Origin of the sequence: Arthrobacter methylotrophus, from assembly GCF_039539965.1 — a bacterium.
In the GTDB taxonomy this organism is placed as follows: Bacteria; Actinomycetota; Actinomycetes; order Actinomycetales; family Micrococcaceae; genus Arthrobacter; species Arthrobacter methylotrophus.
Map to the genome: position 1 here is coordinate 3,081,808 of NZ_BAABED010000001.1, position 19,358 is coordinate 3,101,165.

Below are 19,358 nucleotides of genomic sequence, written 5' to 3' on the forward strand. Positions count from 1 at the left end.
GGTTCCGATATGGCACTCCTGCTCTACCGTCTTGGCAAGTTCTCCTACCGCCACCGCTGGTTGGTGATTTCGCTCTGGCTGGCAGTATTGGTGGCCGTGGGTGGCTCCGCGGCAGCGTTCCACGGCACCATGTCCAACAACTTCCAGATTCCGGGCACCGAAACCCAGCAGATGCTGGACAAACTCAAGAAGGACCTTCCTGCGTCCTCCGGTGGCTCCGCGGGAATCGTCTTCGAAGCGGGCGACGCCGGATTCAACCAAGCCGGCAGGGACGCCATTGCGTCGGCCCTCGCCCAGCTCGAAAAACTGCCGGATGTGCAGTCCACGGTCAATCCGTTCACAACCCAAGCCGCCTTGGACAAAGCACCGTCCGATCTTGCGGCGGGCGAGCAAAAAGCCGCCGCCGGGCAAGCTGAGCTGGACAAGGCCCGGGCCACCTTGGATGCCGGGGACGCCCAAGTCAAGGCCGCAGAGCAACAAATGACCGCGGCCGGTGTGCCCGCTGCGCAGATCCAGGCCCAGCTTGCGCCGCAGAAGGCTGAACTTCTGACCGGGCGCCAAAAGCTCGATGACGGACAGAAGCAAGCCACTGATGGCGCCGCCGCCCTTGCATTGGCCAAACGCCAGCTGACAGCGTCCCAAGGCATGCGGTTCGTCTCCGAAGACGGAAAAGCCGCGATCGCGCAGGTCCAGTTCAAGACCTCCATCAATGGCCTGACCCCTGCGGTCCGGCAGCAAGTCCAGGACATTGTCCACGGCGTCTCCTCAGCAGGTGTCACGGCCCTGGCCAGCAAGGAAATCACGGAGGACGTCTCGCAGTTATTCGGGGTCTCCGAAGTCATCGGAATCGCCGTGGCCGCCATCGCCCTCATCGTGATGCTGGGAACCCTCGTCGCCGCCGGCTTGCCGCTCCTCATGGCGATCATTGGCGTGGCAGTGGGTGTTGGGGGTACCTTCGCCCTGACCGGCGTCATCGATATGAGCTCCATTTCGCCGATGCTCGCACTCATGCTGGGACTCGCTGTCGGGATCGACTACTCCCTCTTCATCGTCAACCGGCACCGGGGGCAATTGCTTTCGGGGATGGACGCCGAAGAATCAGTGGCACTCGCCACCGGAACCTCCGGCAACGCCGTCCTTTTCGCCGGTCTCACCGTGGTCATCGCCCTTGCCGCTCTCGTCGTTCCGGGACTCCCGTTCCTTGCCGTCATGGGCCTGTCGGCCGCCGCGACGGTGGCAGTCGCCGTCGTCGTCTCCCTGACGCTGACCCCGGCAGTCCTCTCCCTGGTGGGCCGGAAACTGATTTCGAAGCGTGCGTGGGCCAAGGCCGAACGCCACAACGCCGAACCGGACCACGCTTCTGCCGACCGCGCCGAAGACCAGCGGCGGAGCAGCCGGGGCTGGGGTGGGCTCGTGACCCGCCACCCGGTGGTCGCGCTGCTTGCCGGCGTGATGTTGCTCGGGGTGCTGGCTCTTCCCGCTTCCCAGCTGCGTCTCGCGTTGCCCGACGGCGGTTCGGAACCGGTCGATTCGCAAGCGTTCAAGGCCTACGACCTCACCCGCACGAGTTTCGGCGAGGGCATGACCGGTCCCATCGTGGTGGTCGGCACGTTCCCGGACGGCCTCGGCGACCAGCAGGCGAAGGCCAAGCAGTTCGATGTAGCGGACAAGCTGCGCAGTGTCGACAACGTCGTGGCGGCCGTTCCCGTGGCCCTGAGCCCCGACCATCGCACCGCGGTTTTCCAGGTCATCCCCAAGGACGGACCTGCCAGTGCCAGCACCGTCCAAGTGGTCTCGGAGCTGCGCGCGAAAGGTTCCGAAATCCAGCAAGCCACAGGCGCCACGATCGGACTGACAGGGCAGACAGCCGGCAACATCGACGTCTCCGCGAAGCTCGGTGCCGCGTTGCCCCCATACCTGGCGATCGTCGTCGGGCTTTCACTGATCCTCCTTTTGCTGGTTTTCCGCTCCATCGTGGTGCCGTTGCTCGCCACCGGAGGCTTCCTGCTTTCCCTCGCAGCGGCGTTCGGCGCCGTCGTGGCGGTGTACCAGTGGGGTTGGCTCGGAACCGTGTTCGACGTCGCCAATCCCGGAGCCGTGCTGAGCTTCCTGCCGATCATCCTGATTGGCGTGCTGTTCGGCCTGGCCATGGACTACCAGGTATTCATTACCTCGGGGATGCGCGAATCGTTCATGCACGGTGAAAACGCGAAGCAGGCGGTCCGGAGCGGGTTCAGTCACGCCTCCGCCGTGGTCACTGCCGCCGCCATCATCATGGTCAGCGTGTTTGCAGGATTCATCTTCAGCCACTTGACCATGGTCCGCCCGCTCGGCTTCGCCATGGCGTTCGGTGTGCTGGTGGACGCGTTCGTGGTCCGGATGACCATTGTTCCGGCTGTGATGTACCTCTTGGGCGAGAAGGCCTGGTGGCTGCCGCGCTGGCTGTCCCGGATCCTTCCCGATGTCGACGTCGAAGGCGCCAAGCTGCAGCGCACGACGGCGGCAGGCGGGGCCAAGGAATTGGTCCACTAGGCGTCTGGTTGCGTTAGCGTCTGGTTGCGTTAGCGGACTGAGCGGGCGTCGGTTCTGTGTCCGGAGCCGACGCCCGCTCACCTATAAGCACCCTTTCCCAAACGCCCCCTCACCTAAATTCCAGGAACATGTCCACCTTGGGTCATATCCGAAGGAGGGTTGCCCGGATGGGCCACATAAGGGAGCGAGCGCCGGGGGAACCCCCCTTAAAGGTGAACGGGCGTCGGGGGCGAGGCGAGCGTACTACGCTTGAGCGGTGACCCGATTGATCCTGGCTTCCCAGTCCCCTGCCCGCACCAAACTCCTCAAAGAGGCCGGCATCTACCACGAGGTACTCGTCTCGGATGTGGACGAGGACGCGGTGCAAGCCCGGTACGGCTTGACCGACGCGCATGACACAGCGCTCCTCCTGGCCCGCGCCAAGGCCGAAGCCGTCGCCTCCCTGCCCGACGCCGAGGGGGCCTTGGTCATCGGCTGCGATTCGGTATTCGAGTTCGACGGCGAATCCCACGGCAAGCCCTACACTGTGGACGTCGCCAAGGAACGGATGTTGCGCATGAGCGGCTCCCAGGGCGTCCTCCACACCGGGCATTGGCTGGTGGACTGCCGCGAAACCGCGGCGGACGTGGACGACGGCGAGACGGCCGACGGCACCGGCGCAACAGTCGGCGCCGTATCCAGCGCAGAAGTCCACTTTACGGAGATGAGCGAACAGGATATCGACGCCTACATCGCAACGGGAGAGCCCTTGCACTGCGCCGGGTCCTTCACGATCGACGGCTTGGGCGGGGCCTTCATCCGCAAGGTCGACGGCGACCCGCACGCCGTCGTCGGGCTCTCCATCTCGACCCTCCGCGATCTCCTCGGGCAAGCGAACGTTGGAATCACCGAACTTTGGACTCAAGACGCCTCTGAAAGAGAATCGTAATAGTGCGGTAATACAGCGAGAATTGCTCCGAAAAAGAACATTTCTCCATGATATTGTTCACGAGGACTGGGTTTCGAGGGATTGCAGAATGGCAGCCAGTCACCTGCCGGTAAATGGGGCAGAATTCCTCGTTACAACATGGTCTCAAGGGGGGGTCCAGGATGAGTCCTGGTATTTTGGCATCCAGTTCGCAGGGCCGGCTTTCGCCGTTGTCCCGCAAGATTCATCTTTCAGCGTTGGGTTTGCTGCTGGCCGTCGCCGCGACTGGATGCACAGCGTCTGACAGCAGCACGAGTCCCGGCACTTTCAGCGCCTGCCTCAACACACAACAGGGAACCATCAGCTCGGTTACCCAAGGTAATGCACAGAAAACCTGCGGCGAAGGCGCCGTGGCAGTTTCGTGGGGCAAGGACGCCAACGTCTCAAGTGCGGGCGCTCCGGGTCCGACCGGAGCCGCTGGAGCGCAAGGGCCGGCCGGACCGACTGGCGCCGCAGGAGCAAAGGGACAACAGGGCGCTACCGGCGCTCAGGGCGCAACCGGCGTACAAGGCATCAAGGGCGACACCGGAGCCCAAGGAGCTACCGGTGCGCAGGGCGCAGTCGGCGCACAAGGTGCCAAGGGCGACACCGGAGCTGCAGGCCCGACCGGCGCACAAGGTGCCAAGGGCGACACCGGAGCAACCGGCGCTCAGGGCGCAACCGGCGTACAAGGTGCCAAGGGCGACACCGGAGCAACCGGCGCTCAGGGCGCAACCGGCGCACAAGGTGCCAAGGGCGACACCGGAGCAACCGGCGCTCAGGGCGCAACCGGCGCACAAGGTGCCAAGGGCGACACCGGAGCAACCGGCGCTCAGGGCGCAACCGGCGTACAAGGTGCCAAGGGCGACACCGGAGCAACCGGCGCTCAGGGCGCAACCGGCGCTCAGGGCGCAACCGGCGTACAAGGTGCCAAGGGCGACACCGGAGCAACCGGCGCTCAGGGCGCAACCGGCGTACAAGGTGCCAAGGGCGACACCGGAGCAACCGGCGCTCAGGGCGCAACCGGCGCTCAGGGCGCAACCGGCGCTCAGGGCGCAACCGGCGCACAAGGCATCAAGGGCGACACCGGAGCCACTGGCGCCAATGGGCTCCCCGGAACCGACGGCAACAGCGTCCTAAGTGGCGTCCTCGCACCGACCGCCGGCGTCGGCAAGGACGGGGATTTTTACCTCAACCTTTCTGATTACAGGATGTACGGACCTAAGTTCCTGGGCACATGGCCAGGAACTGGGCAATCTCTGATCGGGCCGGCCGGTCCGATAGGACCCCAAGGGCCTCCCGGCTTGATGGGTCCCCCAGGCTTAACGGGTGCCCCAGGCGGACCTGGAGTCCCAGGGCCCGCCGGTTTGAACGGCGCTCCGGGTGCTACAGGCGCCCAGGGCGTTGCCGGCCTAGATGGGCCGCCTCCTGTCTTCACCGGATCCGTGCGATTCATCGATCCCGCAGATACCGTCGGGTACCTGTCCCTTTCCGGCAGCTCGGGCATAGCGGCAGCCGAATCCGACGCCGCGATCGTCATGCCCCGGGCCGGAACAATCAAGGGGCTGGCTGCGAACGTCACCAGCGGCCCGGCCGTGACCATCACTGTCATGGTGAACGGATCAGCCTCGACGCTGACTTGCTCAATAGCTGCCGCGACCACCTCGTGCAGCGACGGCTCGGACACTGGCGCCGTGGCTGCCGGGCAGAGCGTCAGCATCAAGGTAACCCATGCAAACGGCGTCGCGGTGCGGAACCTCCGGTTCTCGCTCGGCTTCAACGCAGGCTGACAAATGGAGACCTCATTCAAGCTCAACCGCAGAACGCTCTTGATCGGCGGGGCCGGGGCCGTGGTCCTGGCTGTAGCGGGTCAGCTCACGTCCCAAGCGGCTGAACCGGATGTGTTCACTCTTGCCAGTTGGACGCCACTGGTTGGCCAACAGCTGAAGGCGGGCACCGCCGTCGTTCGCTTAGACAGTGCGGAGGATCTTAGGCGTGCGCCGCGCCCGGGGGAGCACGCGGATCCCGCGGAGCGATTCCGGCTCGGCTTCAGCCTGGTCAATGGAGCGTACCCTCCGGACACAATCGCCATCGGCCATCCCCGGAGCGGGGCGGTCAGTCTCTTCATTACCCACAGCGACGGCAAAGCCTTCGCTATCATCGACAGGCGGGGCGCCACGCTGTTGCCGCCAACAGCCGCAGCCCCCGGAAGCAAAGGACCGAACTCATGACCGATCCATTTATCGGCGAGATCAGGCTCGTCGGATTCAACTTCGCGCCAACTAACTGGGCATTGTGCAATGGCCAACTCCTGTCAATCCAGCAGAACATAGCCCTCTTTTCCTTGCTGGGCACAACGTACGGCGGCAACGGAACTACAAACTTTGCCCTGCCCGACCTACGGGGTCGTGCGGCGCTGCACAACGGCCAGGGCCCGGGTCTTTCCAACTACTTCATCGGCGAGGTCACCGGCTCGGAAACGACAACCCTGATCACCTCGAATCTTCCGCCGCACACCCACCCCGGAATGTATGCCTCGACTACCGAGACGACGGACCGGCCTTCAGCGGGAATGGCGCCCGCCCCTGGCGGTTCCTATGGAGCACCGGACTCCGGAGTGGCATTGGCCTCAACCCAGCAGGCCGGAGGCGGGCAACCTTTCTACAATCTTCCGCCCTCCTTGGTTCTCAACTATGTGATCTCGCTGGTGGGGATCTTCCCATCGAGAGGCTAGGCAGAGCGGCAATGCCGGGGGTACCGGCGCTTCGATTCCGTGCCCCTGAGGACCGCGACGCCGGTTTCCTCCGGGATCTCTTCACATCTGCGGCGCCGGGACGGGATTTGCTCCCACCCGCCTTGCTGGAGATGCAACAGCAGGCGCAGCATCAGCAATGGTCGGAGCTGTGGGGCGGCAACGGAAACGTAGTTGTGGAGTTCGACGACGTGCCGGCCGGCAGGATCTGGACCGCGTGGCGAACGCGTGACGTCCGCGTCCTGGACATCGCCCTGCTGCCGGAGTTTCGGGGTGCCGGCCTGGGTGGCCGGCTGCTCGGCGACGTCTGCGAGGCGGCCGACCTCGCAGGACTGGACGTTCGGCTGAATGTCGCGCGGGACAACATTGCAGCCTTGGCCTTGTATCAGCGGAACGGCTTCGTGACAGAGGAGGCCGGCGCCGTCTTCCTGTCGTTACTCAGATGGCACGAATCGGCCCGTGCGCGAGGGCACCGGCCCAGCTGAGCAGTGCTGGCAAATCCATCAATCACATTTTGTAGCAACCCTACAAAGACTGGCCGCCTCACACACGGAATCCCCCATGAATATGGGGGAACCCTCAAAATAACGCTAGGCTCCCTGAAGGACAGAAGGAGTCAAAACTTGTCAGCTAATCCGGCGCAGCCCATTTCCAGCCCTCTCACCAAGGTCTTGATTGCCAACCGAGGCGAAATCGCGGTCCGTGTTATCCGCGCAGCCCGGGACGAAGGCATCGCCTCCGTGGCGGTCTACGCGGATCCCGATCGCGATGCCCTGCACGTCCGGCTGGCAGATGAGGCGTACGCGCTGGGTGGCAACACTGCTGCAGAGTCGTACCTCGTCATGGACAAGTTGATCGAGGTCGCCCGGCAATCCGGTGCGGACGCCATTCACCCCGGTTATGGTTTCCTCGCCGAAAACGCCGAGTTTGCCGCCAAGGTCATCGACGCCGGCATCACGTGGATCGGCCCGTCCCCCGAAGCCATTTCCGCACTGGGCGACAAAGTGCAAGCACGCCACATCGCCGAAAAGGTTGGCGCTCCCCTGGTTCCGGGCACGGCCGATCCTGTGGAATCTGCTGCCGAAATCCTTGCCTTCGCCGAAGAGTTCGGCCTCCCGATCGCCATCAAGGCGGCCTACGGCGGTGGCGGTCGCGGCATCAAGGTGGCCCGGACCATTGAGGAAATCCCCGAACTTTTCGAGTCAGCCGTGCGCGAGGCCGTTGCCGCCTTCGGCCGCGGCGAGTGCTTCATCGAGCGATTCCTCGACTCCCCCCGCCACGTCGAGACCCAGTGCCTTGCCGATGCCTACGGCAACGTTGTTGTGGTCTCCACGCGCGACTGCTCCCTCCAGCGCCGCAACCAGAAACTCGTTGAAGAAGCCCCGGCACCATTCCTGAGCGCGGAGCAGAACGAGCGGCTGTACGAGTCGTCCAAGGCCATCCTGAAGGAAGCCGGCTACCTGGGCGCGGGAACGTGCGAATTCCTGGTGGGCCAGGACGGCATCATCTCCTTCCTTGAGGTGAACACCCGGCTTCAAGTGGAGCACTGTGTTTCAGAGGAAGTCACGGGCCTCGACCTGGTCCGCGAGCAATTCCGCATCGCCCGCGGCGAAAAACTCGGCTACGGCGATCCTGAAGTCCGCGGCCACTCCTTCGAATTCCGCATCACCGGTGAAGATCCGGGCCGTAACTTCATGCCCGCGCCGGGAACGGTCACCACTCTGAAGAACCCCACAGGACCAGGAGTCCGGATCGACTCAGGTATTGAGCAGGGCGACGTCATCAGTGGGAACTTCGACTCCATGCTCTCCAAACTGATCGTGACCGGCGCAAGCCGCGAACAAGCCCTTCAGCGCTCCCGCCGGGCCCTTGAGGAAATGGTGGTGGAAGGCATTCCCACCGTCATTCCCTTCGACCTCGCAGTGGTCACCGATCCCGCGTTCGCCCCCGCAGAGGGCCCTTTCACGGTCCACACGCGCTGGATCGAGACCGAATTCGTTAACAATCTTCCCGCGTGGACGCCCAGCGGAACCGGAACGGAAGCCCCCGACGCCGGTGAGCGCCAGCGCGTTGTCGTCGAGGTTGGCGGCAAGCGACTGGAAGTTGTCCTTCCTGCGAGCCTGGGCGCGGTCTCCTCTGCCTCCGGCGCGGCCACCAAGGGCGCGAAGAGCAAGAAGCGTTCCCGCTCGGCGGGCGCAACAGCTGCCGTGGCCGGCGGTAACGCCCTCACCTCGCCGATGCAGGGCACCATCGTCAAGGTCGCAGTGACCGACGGCGATGTGGTCGCCGAAGGTGACCTGATCGTGGTCCTCGAAGCCATGAAGATGGAACAGCCCCTCACCGCCCACCGGGCCGGCACCATTCACGGCTTGCTGACCAGCGCCGGCGAAACTGTCTCCGCCGGCGCCGTGATCGCGACGATCGAGGACTAAGCGGCAGGTTAGCCAGCAGCGCTTAAACGGCCCCGGCCCCGCACGCTGAGTGCGGGGCCGGGACTGTTTATGGAGCTGTTGAGCGTGAACCTGCTAATGCAAGGTCAGGCCACGTTGTTCGCATAGTCCATGTCCTTTGTTTCCTTGGACAGGAAGAGGGCCACGAGCGTCAGTACTGCCATGGCGCTCAGGTAGATGCCCACGAGGACCGTGCTGCCCTTGGCCGATTCCCAGAGCCACACCGCGATGAACGGAGCCACCGCCGCACCCAGGATGCTCGACATGTTGTAGCTGATGGCGGATCCGGTGTAGCGGACGTTGGTGGGGAACAGCTCCGGGAGGAGCGCGCCCATGGGTCCGAAGGTCAGGCCCATGAGCGTGAACCCGAGGATCAGCAACGCCATGGTCCCCACGAAGCCGCCGCTGAACAGTGGAACGAACAGCAAACCGAAGAGCAAGATGCCCGCTGTCACTGCGAGGAGCATCTTTCGGCGGCCGTACTTTTCGGCCAGCGGGCCGGCCACCAGGGTGAAAATGCCGAAGAAAACGACGCCGGCAATCAGCATCCAGAGGAAGTCGTTCCGGCTGAAGCCCAGGCCTGGGACAAACGCCGCGGCGGCCGCGTCGGTCATGGGCTTTCCGGCCTTCGCGGCGGCGGCTTGCGCGCCTGCCAGGGTGGGCTTGGTGCCATAGGTCAGCGTGAAGGTGGTCATCAGGTAGAACAGCACGTAGGTCGCAAGCATGATGAAGGTGCCAAGGATCAGAGGGCGCCAGCTGGTTTTGAACACGCGCCCGACGGGCAGCTTGGCCACCTCGTTGGATTCCAGCACCTTGGTGAAGGCGGGGGTTTCAATGAGCTTGAGGCGTACGTAGAGGCCGAGGATCACCATGACGGCGCTGAGCAGGAACGGCACGCGCCAGCCCCAGGCCGCGAAGGCTTCGGGAGTCAGGGTGTAGCTGAAGACAAGGAAGATGATGTTGGCCAGGATGAAGCCAATCGGCGCGCCCATCTGTGGGAATGTTCCGTAGATCGCGCGTTTGTTGGCCGGAGCGTTCTCCGTCGCGAGCAGCGCGGCGCCGCTCCACTCACCACCGAGGGCCAGGCCTTGGGCGAAGCGCAGGACTACCAGCAGGGTGGGAGCCAGGAAGGTCCAGCCGGGAACCTGGGCGGTGGGGAGGCAACCAATGAGGAACGTGGCGATACCCATGGTTAGCAGCGACGCAACCAGCGTTCCCTTGCGACCGAACTTGTCACCGAAGTGTCCGAAAATGATCGAGCCAAGCGGCCTGGCGACAAAGGCGACGCCGAACACTGCGAAGGAGCTCAGCAGCTGGGTGGTCTCGTCCGCCGTCGGGAAGAACAATTTGGGAAAGACGAGCACTGCGGCCGTGGCGTAGACGTAGAAGTCGTAGAACTCGATGGATGTGCCGATGAGGCTGGCGAAGATCACCCGTCCCCGCGAGTTCACCGATCTATTTTCCGGCTTAACCGAGTCGCTTTCCTTGGATTCAGCGATGGAAGACATGTAGTGGTTGCTTTCGTTCACGCCGGCACAGCGTTCGTGGGCGTGCCGACAAAAATTATTGAGAGTTCAATAATAGTTCCCGGCATCCAACAAATGGACAATCTAGTCCAATATACGGACACTTTGAAAAGTCTCATTCCGTGGTCCGCACCACACTGAGCTCAAACAACCTCACCGTCGCCTCACGCACCGGTGACCCCCTCCGATAGGCAAATGTCACAGCACGTTTACAAACCGCGACGGTCCGCGAAACGCGCCCTCCCTAACGTGGAAGTACAACGTCCCCCCAAAGGAGGCACTCCGTGACAGTTGACCGCAGCACCGAAATCCTCACCAACGAGCAGGCGCCCACCGCCCTCGTCCCCGAGCTCGAACACCGCCCTGGCCGGTGGATAGCCAATTGGGACGCAGAGAACAAAGAACAGTGGGAAGCTGCCGGCCGTTCCATCGCCAAGCGCAACCTGTACTGGTCCATCTTCGCCGAGTTCCTCGGCTTCGTCGTGTGGCAGCTCTGGTCGATCGTGGTCGTCCAGCTGCCGGCCGCAGGCTTTAAGTTCGACACGAACCAGATCTTCTGGCTCATCTCGATCCCCAGCTTGGTTGGTGCCACACTGCGCATCCCCTACACCTTCATGGTTCCGAGGTTCGGCGGCCGCAACTGGACCATTGTCTCGGCCATGCTTCTGCTGATCCCGACCGCGGGCCTGGCCCTCTGTGTCTCGAATCCCGGCACGCCGTTTGGCGTCATGCTGCTTGTAGCGGGCCTTGCCGGCTTCGGCGGAGGCAACTTTGCCAGCTCAATGGCCAACATCACCTTCTTCTACCCGGCCCGTGAAAAGGGCTGGGCGCTGGGCCTGAACGCCGCAGGCGGGAACCTCGGTGCCGCGATCGCACAGCTCGTCGTTCCCATCGCCGTCACCCTCCTGGCCGCCGGCACCGTCAACCTGCCCATGGCCGGCCTCATCTGGATTCCGCTCATCCTTCTCGCCGCGTTCGGTGCTTGGAAGTACATGAACAACCTCACCAGCGCCAAGGGTGACGTGGCAGGCTCCATCGCCGCACTGAAGGAACCCCACCTCTGGATCATGGCTTTCCTCTACATCGGCACCTTCGGCTCGTTCATCGGATTCTCCGGCGTCTTCCCCAAACTCATCAAGGACTACTTCCCGGCTTTCTCCGCCCTGCACCTCGGCGCGGTTGCCCTCTCGCTCGCCTTCCTCGGCCCTTTGGTTGGCTCCCTGGCCCGGCCGTACGGCGGACGCATGGCAGACCGCATGGGCGGAGCCCGGATGACGGTTACAGCGTTCGCAGCGATGGCGATCATCACCCTGACCATGATCTGGACCCTTCCGCTCAAGAACTTCTGGCTCTTCCTGGTCTTGTTCCTGTTCCTTTTCACGGCAAGCGGCTTTGGAAACGGCGCCACCTACCGCATGATTCCGGTCATCTTTGCCACCTCCAGCCGGGCAGCCCGCTCCGGGGTGAGCGCCGCCAGCACCGCACGCCTCGCGTCCTCCTCCCTCGGGCTGATCTCGGCGATCGGCGCCTATGGCGGATTCGTCATCCCCCAGGTGCTCAACGCATCGAGCGCTTCCGGCTCCTACACCCCCGCGTTCTATGGCTTCGTCGGCGCCTACGTCCTGATGCTCATCGTCTGCTGGGTCTGCTACCTCCGCAAGGCCAACCGCAACTCGATGGGACACATCTAATATGCCCAATGGCGCCGAGACTCACTGCCCGTATTGTGCGCTGCAGTGCGCCATGACCCTGACCCCGGCAGCGCCTTCCGCGCAGCCGGGGTCAGACCCGGCGCCCGCGGCAAAGGCACTTCCCCTCCTGGACGTGTCCGGCCGCGACTTCCCCACCAACCGGGGCGGATTGTGCCGCAAGGGCTGGACATCGGCGTCGTTGTTGAACCACAGCGGACGCGTCACGGAACCCATGCTCAAAGGCTCCGACGGCGTCCATCGGCCCGTCGCCTGGGACCAGGCGCTCATGCTGGTTACCGGAGCCGTGAAACAGACCCGCGAGCGCTACGGAGCCGACGCCGTCGGCGTCTTCGGCGGCGGCGGACTCACCAATGAGAAGGCCTACCAATTGGGCAAGTTCGCGCGCCTGGCGCTGGGAACCTCGCGCATCGACTACAACGGACGTTTTTGCATGTCCTCCGCGGCGGCAGCCGGAAACCGCGCTTTCGGCGTGGACCGCGGTCTCCCGTTCCCCGTGGAGGACCTGGATTCTTCCAGCGTCATCTTCCTTCTCGGCTCCAACGTGGCCGAGACCATGCCGCCCTTCGTCCAGCACCTGCAAGGTGCGCGTGACTCCGGCGGGTTGATCGTGGCCGATCCCCGCCGTTCGGCGACGGCCGAATTCACCGGCGACGGCGGTGGCCTCCACTTGCAGCCGACCCCGGGAACAGACCTCGCCCTGCTGCTGGGTGTCTCCCACGTAGTGGTCCACGAAGGCCTTGCCGACGTCGGCTACCTCCAGAACCGCACCACCGGATACCCGGCGATCGTTCGCAGCCTCGCCGGATTCTGGCCAGAGCGTGTGCAGTCGATCACCGGCGTTCCCGCCACGCTCATCCGCGACACTGCCCGCCGCCTCGCCGACGGCGCCCGGCGGGGCGGCAGCTACATCCTCACCGGCCGCGGAGTCGAACAACACGTCGACGGCACCGACACCGCCACGGCCGCCATCAACCTCAGCCTCCTTCTGGGCCTGCCGGGATCCGCCCGTGGCGGCTACGGCACGCTGACCGGCCAAGGGAATGGCCAGGGTGGTCGCGAGCACGGACAAAAAGCCGATCAGCTCCCCGGCTACCGCAAGATCACCGATCCGGCCGCCCGCGCCCACGTCGCCAAAGTGTGGGGCGTGGATGAATCGCTCATCCCCGGACCCGGCCTTCCGGCAGTGGAGCTGTTGAAGACTTTGGGACAGCCCGACGGCGTCCGTTGCCTTTTCGTGCACGGCGCCAATGTGGCGGTGTCCGCCCCCGACGCCGGTGCGGTGATCGCGGGCCTGCGGAGCCTGGACTTCCTGGTGGTCTGCGATTTCTTCATGTCCGAGACCGCGCTGGAGGCCGATCTCGTGCTTCCGGTCACCCAATGGGCCGAGGAAGAAGGCACCTTGACCAACCTCGAGGGCCGCGTGCTCCGCCGTCGGAAGGCCCTCACGCCTCCCCTGGGTGTCCGCAGCGAATTGTGGCTCATGGCCCGGCTCGCCGAATCGCTCGACGCACCGTCCATGTTCAGTGACGATCCCGAGACCGTCTTCGAGGAACTCCGGCTCGCCTCGGCAGGCGGCTTGGCCGACTACTCCGGAATCGACTACGCCCTGCTTGACCGCGGAGAAGCGGCCTACTGGCCTTATCCGAGCGGCAGCTCGGGAACGCCGCGGCTCTTCCTGGACCGCTTCGCGCACACCGACGGGCGCGCCGTGATGGTCCCGGTGGTGCCACAGAAGCGTTCGCAGCGCTCCGCCGTCGTCGGCCCTGATCCCGATCCGCTCACGCTCGTCACCGGGCGGCTGCTGGAACATTACCAATCGGGGGCGCAGACCCGCCGCGTGGCCGAACTCGTAACAGCGCAACCGGAAGCTCTCCTACAGATCCACCCCGCGACGGCGGCCGTCCGGGAAATCGCCGACGGTGACTTTGTCAATGTCTCCAACGAGCGCGGCGAGGTCCTGTGCAGGGTGGAGCTCAGCAACAGCATCCGGACGGACACCGTCTTCCTGCCCTTCCATTTCCCTGGACTGGGCAGCGCCAACCGTCTCACTGAGGCGGTCACGGATTCTATTTCCGGCATGCCCGAGTTCAAGAAGAGCAAGGTCTGGGTCCGTAAGGCCGCACTGCCGACTTTCGGATCAGCGTTGGCTGGCCAGTTGACTGTGTCAGTGACGTCAGGCTTGTCAATGCACGTCAAGGAGGCATCGTGAGCGAGCGAATAGTGGTGATCGGATTCGGACCGGTCGCGGCCCGGCTGGTCGACGAATTGTTGCCCTCCGTGCGCAGCGGTCTTGTCCAGCTGCTCGTCGTCGGACAGGAAACCGAAGCCGCGTACAACCGCGTCATGGTGGCTGAACTCGGCGTGGGGCGCACCACCGCGGAGGCAATCTCGATGGCCGACGCCAACGATTTGACGGCCGACGGGGTGGAAGTCCGGCTGGGCGTCACGGTCAAACGCATCGACCGGGCCCGGCAGCGAGTGGTCCTCTCGGACGGAACCGCGCCCGGCTTCGACCGGCTGGTATTCGCCACTGGCTCGCGGCCCGTCATTCCCAATCTCACCGGAATCAACCCTGACCCTTCGCACCCGGTACTCCCCTTGGGGGTAACCGCACTTCGTGACCTCCGCGACGCCGCGCAACTGCGCGACGCCGTGGCTGCTCGCCAGCGCGTGATCGTCCTCGGTGGCGGCGTGCTGGGGCTTGAAACAGCCCTGGCCGCGGCGGAAGAAGGCGCCCAAACCACTGTGGTGCACAATGGTTCCTTTCCGTTGGGCCGCAATATCGACCGCGGCGGCGGAGCCGTTCTCGCAGCGAGCCTGCGCAACAGCGGAATCACCATGGTGGGCAACGCCCGTTCCACCGCTGTGGAGCACAACGGCCCGGACGGAATGTTCTCCGCCCTGGTGCTCAACGACGGCTCAAGGATCGAAGGCGAGCTGCTGGTTCTCTCTTGCGGTGTGCGCCCCAGGATTGAACTGGCTGAAGGCTGCGGCCTGCCGGCCGCCACCGGCATCCTGGTGGATCACCATCTGCGCACCTACCACGAGCCGCACATGTTTGCGATCGGCGACTGCGCCGAAGTCCGCTGCGCCGAGGCCGAATGCCCCGAATGCCGCACGGCGCCGGGCCCTTCCGGTCTGGTGGGTCCGGGCTGGCGCCAGGCCGAGTGGCTTGCCGAGTACCTGATCCTCCTCGCCGAGGGTGGCCAGGATGCCGCAGACACCTTGTCACCCCTGCCGCAGGAGAAACCCGGAGTGGTGGTCCTGAAGGCGCGAGGCATCAACCTCGCCGTCGCTGGCGACAACGCAGCCGAACCATGGGATGAGGAACTCCTCAGCACGGGGGCTTCAGAGGGGAAACCTCGTCGGCACGTGGCCCAATGGGCCGATCCCGAGCACGGCCGCTACGTCAAGATGACTACACGGGGCGGCACCCTCGAAGGACTCGTGGCCGTGGGCACGCCGCGCACGGCCGCGGAGCTCGTGATGCTGTTCGAACGCGGCTCCGAGCTGCCCGCCGACCGTTCGCTCCTCCTTCGCCTTGACGGCCCGGACCAGTTGGAATCCTCAGGTGCCGCCCATGACCCACAGCGTACGGTCTGCCGTTGCGCAGGGGTCAGCGTAGTGAGCATCGAGGAAGCAGTGCTGGATGGCTGCTCTTCGGTGCCCGAGGTTTCCAAGGCGACCCGCGCGGGGACGGGATGCGGCGGATGCCATGGAGACATCAAGGGGATGATCGAGAAGCACTTCCAAGGGGTTGCAGCGTAAGGGAGCTTCCCGGCGTCACGGTCCAAACCGGATGGCAACTATCGGTTATTCTCTTGCCGTTTTCAGGAACCCGATCCTGACATAGTGTGAAGCACACCACACGATACCCGCGTGGGCCTTCGGCAGGAATCACTAGCTTGGATCGATATCGTGGCTCCAGAAGAGAACAGGATTGATAACAAGTACGCAGAGCAGCCGAGGCGCAGAATCAGCATTTCCATCCACAGACAAACAAGGGAGACTCACATGTTGCTTTGGATAGCCATTATTATCGCTGTTCTCTGGCTTCTCGGCCTGATCGGTAACATCGGCGGCGGGTTCATCCACCTGCTTTTGGTAATTGCCGTGATCCTTCTGATCTTCCACTTCATCCGTGGCAGGTCCCGCGCGTAAATTCGAAAGCTGCCTCCCGCCGCTGGCCGCACCGGGCGGCGGAAATCCCGCCGCCCGGCACTGCCGAGCGGCGGGTCCGCACATGAGGCAACCGGCTTCGAACCGCTGTTGCTACATATGCACGTGCAACCGGCGCGCCGCTTCCGAGATGGACCCGGTCAGCGAGGGGTACACGGTAAAAGTGCTCGCTAGATCGTCGACGTGTAGTTTCTGCTTCACCGCAACGGCGATCGGGAAGATGAGCTCGGAGGCGTTGGGGCCAATGACCACGCCGCCGATCACCGTTCCCGAGCCCTTGCGCGCGATGATCTTGACGAATCCCTCTTTGGTGTTGCGCATCTTGGCGCGGGCGTTGCTCAGCAAGGACAGCATGACCACGTCACCTTGGTACTTGCCTGATTCAAGGTCCGCTTCGGAGACGCCCACGGAGGCGATTTCCGGTGACGTGAAAACGTTCGAGGCCACTTGGTGGAGCTTGATCGGCATCACTCCGTCGCCCATGAAGTGGGCCACGGCAATGCGGCCTTGCATCGCCGCGACAGAAGCGAGGGCCAGGATTCCCGTGCAGTCGCCCGCGGCGTAAATGTTCGATGCCGTGGTGCGGGAAACGCCGTCAACCTTGATGTGGCCGGACTCCGTGACAGCCACGCCGGCCTCTTCCAATCCGATTCCGGCGGTGTTGGGGATTGACCCCACGCAGACGAGGCAGTGGCTGCCGGTCACGACGGAACCGTCCCCCAAGGTGACCTGCACTCCAGCATCGGTGCGCTCCACGGCTTCGGCCCGCGAGCGGGACAGAACGCGCACGCCGCGGCGCTTGAAGACGCCTTCAAGGACTTGGGCCGCGTCCGTGTCCGAACCCGGCAGCACCTGGTCGCGGCTCGAAATGAGGGTGACATTGGAGCCAAGGCCGTTATAGGCGGAGGCAAACTCGGCCCCGGTGACCCCGGAACCCACAACGATCAGGTCCTTGGGAAGTTCATCGAGGTTGTAGATCTGTGCCCAGTTCAGGATGCGTTCACCGTCGGGCTTGGCTGTGGGCAGCTCGCGGGGGTGTGCACCCACGGCCAGGAGGATGGCGTCAGCGGTAATCGTCTTGATGCCGTCGGAGGTGATGACCTCGATCGTGTGGTTGTCCAGGAGCTTCCCGGATCCCATCAGGATCTCCACTCCGAGCTGCTCCAGGCCTACCCGGATGTCGTCGGACTGCTCCCGTGCGAGGTGCAGGACGCGGTCGTTGATGTGGCCCAGATCGGCGCGCATGCCGGGCGCTACATCGCTGCCGTCGACGGCGAACTTGACTCCCAGCTCCCCCGCTTCGCCGACGCGGGTCATGAGATCCGCCGTCGCGATCAGGGTTTTGGAAGGTACGACGTCGGTGAGGACGGCGGAGCCGCCGAGACCGGCGCGTTCAATGAGGGTGACCCGCGCTCCCAAATGCGCCGCGACCATGGCCGCTTCATATCCGCCTGGACCTCCGCCCAGGATAGCGATTCGTGGTGAGCTGAAGTCAGGATGCATGGTCACAATTTTCCATTGTTACTTATTGGCGCCGTACCTGCCACTAAGCCCCACCTGAGAACGACCGAATCGGCACCTTGGCACCGCCCAAGCGCCTGTTCAACGGCGCGGGCAACACTGTAGTTTGTACCAGTGAGTAACACAGAGCTGATGAAAACGGAGCCCTTCGAAGCCGCCAAAGCCGCGGCCGACTACATCGCGGCGGAGACCGGCGTCGAATCCCACGACGTAGCGCTCGTGCTCGGCTCAGGCTGGGGCGCGGCTGCGGATCTCATTGGCGAAACGACGGCGACCCTGACGGCGTCGGAAGTTCCCGGCTTCCACGCTCCTGCCGTCGAGGGGCATGTTGGCACCATCCGCTCGGTCCGGACGAAGGAGGGAAAGCGGGCCCTCGTCCTGGGTGCGCGCACCCACTACTACGAAGGCAAAGGCGTCCGCTCGGTGGTCCATGGGGTTCGCACCGCGGCGGCAGCAGGCTGTAAGACCTTGGTGGTAACCAACGGCTGCGGGGGCCTGAACGAATCTTGGACCCCCGGTACTCCCGTGCTGATCAGAGACCACATCAACTTGACCGCAGCTTCTCCTCTTGAGGGCGCTACGTTCGTCGACCTCACGGACCTGTACTCGGCGCGTATCCGCGGCCTGGCACGTGAGGTGGATCCCACGCTCGACGAAGGCGTCTACGCCCAATTCACCGGCCCGCACTACGAAACTCCGGCCGAGGTCCAGTATGCCAAGCGGATCGGCGCCGATCTGGTGGGCATGTCCACCGCTCTGGAGGCCATAGCCGCACGGCACGCAGGAATGGAAGTCTTCGGCATCTCCTTGGTCACCAACCTCGCGGCCGGCATCAGCCCGGCGCCCCTGAGCCACCAGGAAGTCATCGAGGCGGGGCAAACTGCGAGTGCACGAATTTCCCGTCTTCTGGCGGACATCATCGCCAAACTCTGATCCGAAACGGCTAGGAGGCGGAAAGCGCTGCGAAATCTTGCATCCGGTGGCCGTACAATTTGAGTGATTCTCCGTCTTGGCTCAGCAACCGGAAAGGACTGCCGATGAAGACATCCGCGCCTTTCCGGTTCTTGCGCACTGGCCTGATCGGTTCAATCATCCTGGGCTTGGCTGCCGGCGGACACTTGGCCGGAGGCGGAAGCCTTCCGGCACCAGTCATTCTGACGGCGCTTTGTGCCCTGACGATCCTCCCGGTCGCCGTGCTGACGCGCGCCCGCCTTTCGCTGCCCGTCTTCGCAGGGCTGCTGGGGGCCGGGCAACTGTGCCTGCACTGGGCTTTTTGCGCGCTTTCGCCCGGAGCTCCCAGCGCGGCACCTCTGGTGTCCGGGCATGCCGGACATGTTCTTTGGACGCAGGCACCAGAAGCCCTGGGGGCCGTCGCCGCAGCCCACACCGCCGCAGACGACTGGCAAATGTTCGCCACCCATGCGGTGGCCACGTTGGGTACCGCATTGGTGCTCGCCCGCGGCGAACAGGCGCTGTGGGCGCTGGCGGCATGGCTGCGCCCCCTTGTGCAGCTGCCGGTTCCTGGAACTATCGAAGCGACGAGAACCCCCGGACCGTACATGGTCTCTGCGATTACTCCCGCGGGCTGGGACTCCAGTCGCTTTCCCTCCCGGCGAGGCCCACCAGCACTGGTGCGCGCCGCCTGAGACCCACCTTCACAAGGATGAGGACCCGGCGGCAGATGGCTACTCTCGCCTGCCGGATCATGTCCGCCAGGGGTCCGCACCGATTCTTCCTTTG

15 protein-coding genes are annotated in these 19,358 nt (G+C 64.4%); 13 read left to right on the top strand and 2 right to left on the bottom strand.

Annotated elements, in window-relative coordinates:
- Positions 1–9: 9 nt before the first annotated feature.
- The 7 genes from ABD884_RS16210 (at position 10) to ABD884_RS16240 (ending at position 8,662) form a co-directional block, all read left to right on the top strand.
- Positions 10–2,532, top strand: a complete 2,523-nt coding sequence (locus tag ABD884_RS16210; RefSeq protein ID WP_345047910.1) for an MMPL family transporter — start codon at positions 10–12, stop codon at positions 2,530–2,532.
- Positions 2,533–2,788: 256 nt separating this feature from the next.
- On the top strand, positions 2,789–3,460 hold the full coding sequence (locus tag ABD884_RS16215) for a Maf family protein (protein ID WP_345047913.1): 672 nt from the start codon (positions 2,789–2,791) through the stop codon (positions 3,458–3,460).
- A 161-nt stretch (positions 3,461–3,621) separates the two neighbouring features.
- Positions 3,622–5,268 carry an exosporium protein gene (locus tag ABD884_RS16220; protein WP_345047915.1) on the top strand — a complete coding sequence of 549 codons (1,647 nt, stop codon included), beginning with the start codon at positions 3,622–3,624 and terminating at the stop codon, positions 5,266–5,268.
- 3 nt (positions 5,269–5,271) lie between these two features.
- Entirely contained in the window at positions 5,272–5,709 is a 438-nt protein-coding gene (locus tag ABD884_RS16225) for a hypothetical protein (RefSeq protein ID WP_345047918.1), read from the top strand.
- A complete protein-coding gene (locus ABD884_RS16230; RefSeq protein WP_345047920.1) occupies positions 5,706–6,212 on the top strand; it encodes a phage tail protein in 507 nt (168 codons plus the stop codon). Before ABD884_RS16225 ends, ABD884_RS16230 begins: the two co-directional genes overlap by 4 nt.
- Positions 6,213–6,223: 11 nt before the next feature.
- Positions 6,224–6,715: a GNAT family N-acetyltransferase gene (locus ABD884_RS16235; RefSeq protein WP_345047923.1), complete on the top strand. Its 492-nt coding sequence runs from the start codon at positions 6,224–6,226 to the stop codon at positions 6,713–6,715.
- Positions 6,716–6,853: 138 nt separating this feature from the next.
- Positions 6,854–8,662, top strand: a complete 1,809-nt coding sequence (locus tag ABD884_RS16240) for an acetyl/propionyl/methylcrotonyl-CoA carboxylase subunit alpha (RefSeq protein ID WP_345047927.1) — start codon at positions 6,854–6,856, stop codon at positions 8,660–8,662.
- Between the two features lie 104 nt (positions 8,663–8,766).
- On the opposite strand, the gene ABD884_RS16245 is transcribed toward ABD884_RS16240, so the two are convergent.
- The gene (locus ABD884_RS16245; protein ID WP_345054920.1) at positions 8,767–10,188 is read right to left on the bottom strand and encodes an MFS transporter; all 1,422 of its coding nucleotides are present in this window, start codon (positions 10,186–10,188) and stop codon (positions 8,767–8,769) included.
- Positions 10,189–10,490: 302 nt separating this feature from the next.
- Between ABD884_RS16245 and ABD884_RS16250 the strand changes: the two genes are divergently transcribed.
- The 4 genes from ABD884_RS16250 (at position 10,491) to ABD884_RS16265 (ending at position 16,079) form a co-directional block, all read left to right on the top strand.
- Complete coding sequence (locus ABD884_RS16250; protein ID WP_376954259.1) at positions 10,491–11,897, top strand: MFS transporter; 1,407 nt, start codon at positions 10,491–10,493, stop codon at positions 11,895–11,897.
- Between the two features lies 1 nt (position 11,898).
- The gene (locus ABD884_RS16255) at positions 11,899–14,127 is read left to right on the top strand and encodes a molybdopterin oxidoreductase family protein (RefSeq protein WP_345047929.1); all 2,229 of its coding nucleotides are present in this window, start codon (positions 11,899–11,901) and stop codon (positions 14,125–14,127) included.
- Positions 14,124–15,686: an FAD-dependent oxidoreductase gene (locus tag ABD884_RS16260; protein WP_345047931.1), complete on the top strand. Its 1,563-nt coding sequence runs from the start codon at positions 14,124–14,126 to the stop codon at positions 15,684–15,686. The genes ABD884_RS16255 and ABD884_RS16260 overlap by 4 nt, the downstream gene beginning before the upstream one ends.
- 246 nt (positions 15,687–15,932) lie before the next feature.
- Positions 15,933–16,079, top strand: coding sequence for a lmo0937 family membrane protein (locus ABD884_RS16265; RefSeq protein ID WP_155854367.1), 147 nt, complete (start codon positions 15,933–15,935; stop codon positions 16,077–16,079).
- A gap of 111 nt (positions 16,080–16,190) precedes the next feature.
- Here the strand turns inward: ABD884_RS16265 and ABD884_RS16270 are convergent, their stop codons facing one another.
- Positions 16,191–17,606 (bottom strand): NAD(P)H-quinone dehydrogenase, encoded by a 1,416-nt coding sequence (locus tag ABD884_RS16270; RefSeq protein ID WP_028266470.1) that lies wholly within the window; start codon positions 17,604–17,606, stop codon positions 16,191–16,193.
- Positions 17,607–17,750: 144 nt separating this feature from the next.
- Between ABD884_RS16270 and ABD884_RS16275 the strand changes: the two genes are divergently transcribed.
- Complete coding sequence (locus tag ABD884_RS16275; RefSeq protein WP_376954264.1) at positions 17,751–18,551, top strand: purine-nucleoside phosphorylase; 801 nt, start codon at positions 17,751–17,753, stop codon at positions 18,549–18,551.
- A gap of 104 nt (positions 18,552–18,655) precedes the next feature.
- On the top strand, positions 18,656–19,264 hold the full coding sequence (locus tag ABD884_RS16280) for a hypothetical protein (protein WP_345047940.1): 609 nt from the start codon (positions 18,656–18,658) through the stop codon (positions 19,262–19,264).
- Positions 19,265–19,358: the final 94 nt, after the last annotated feature.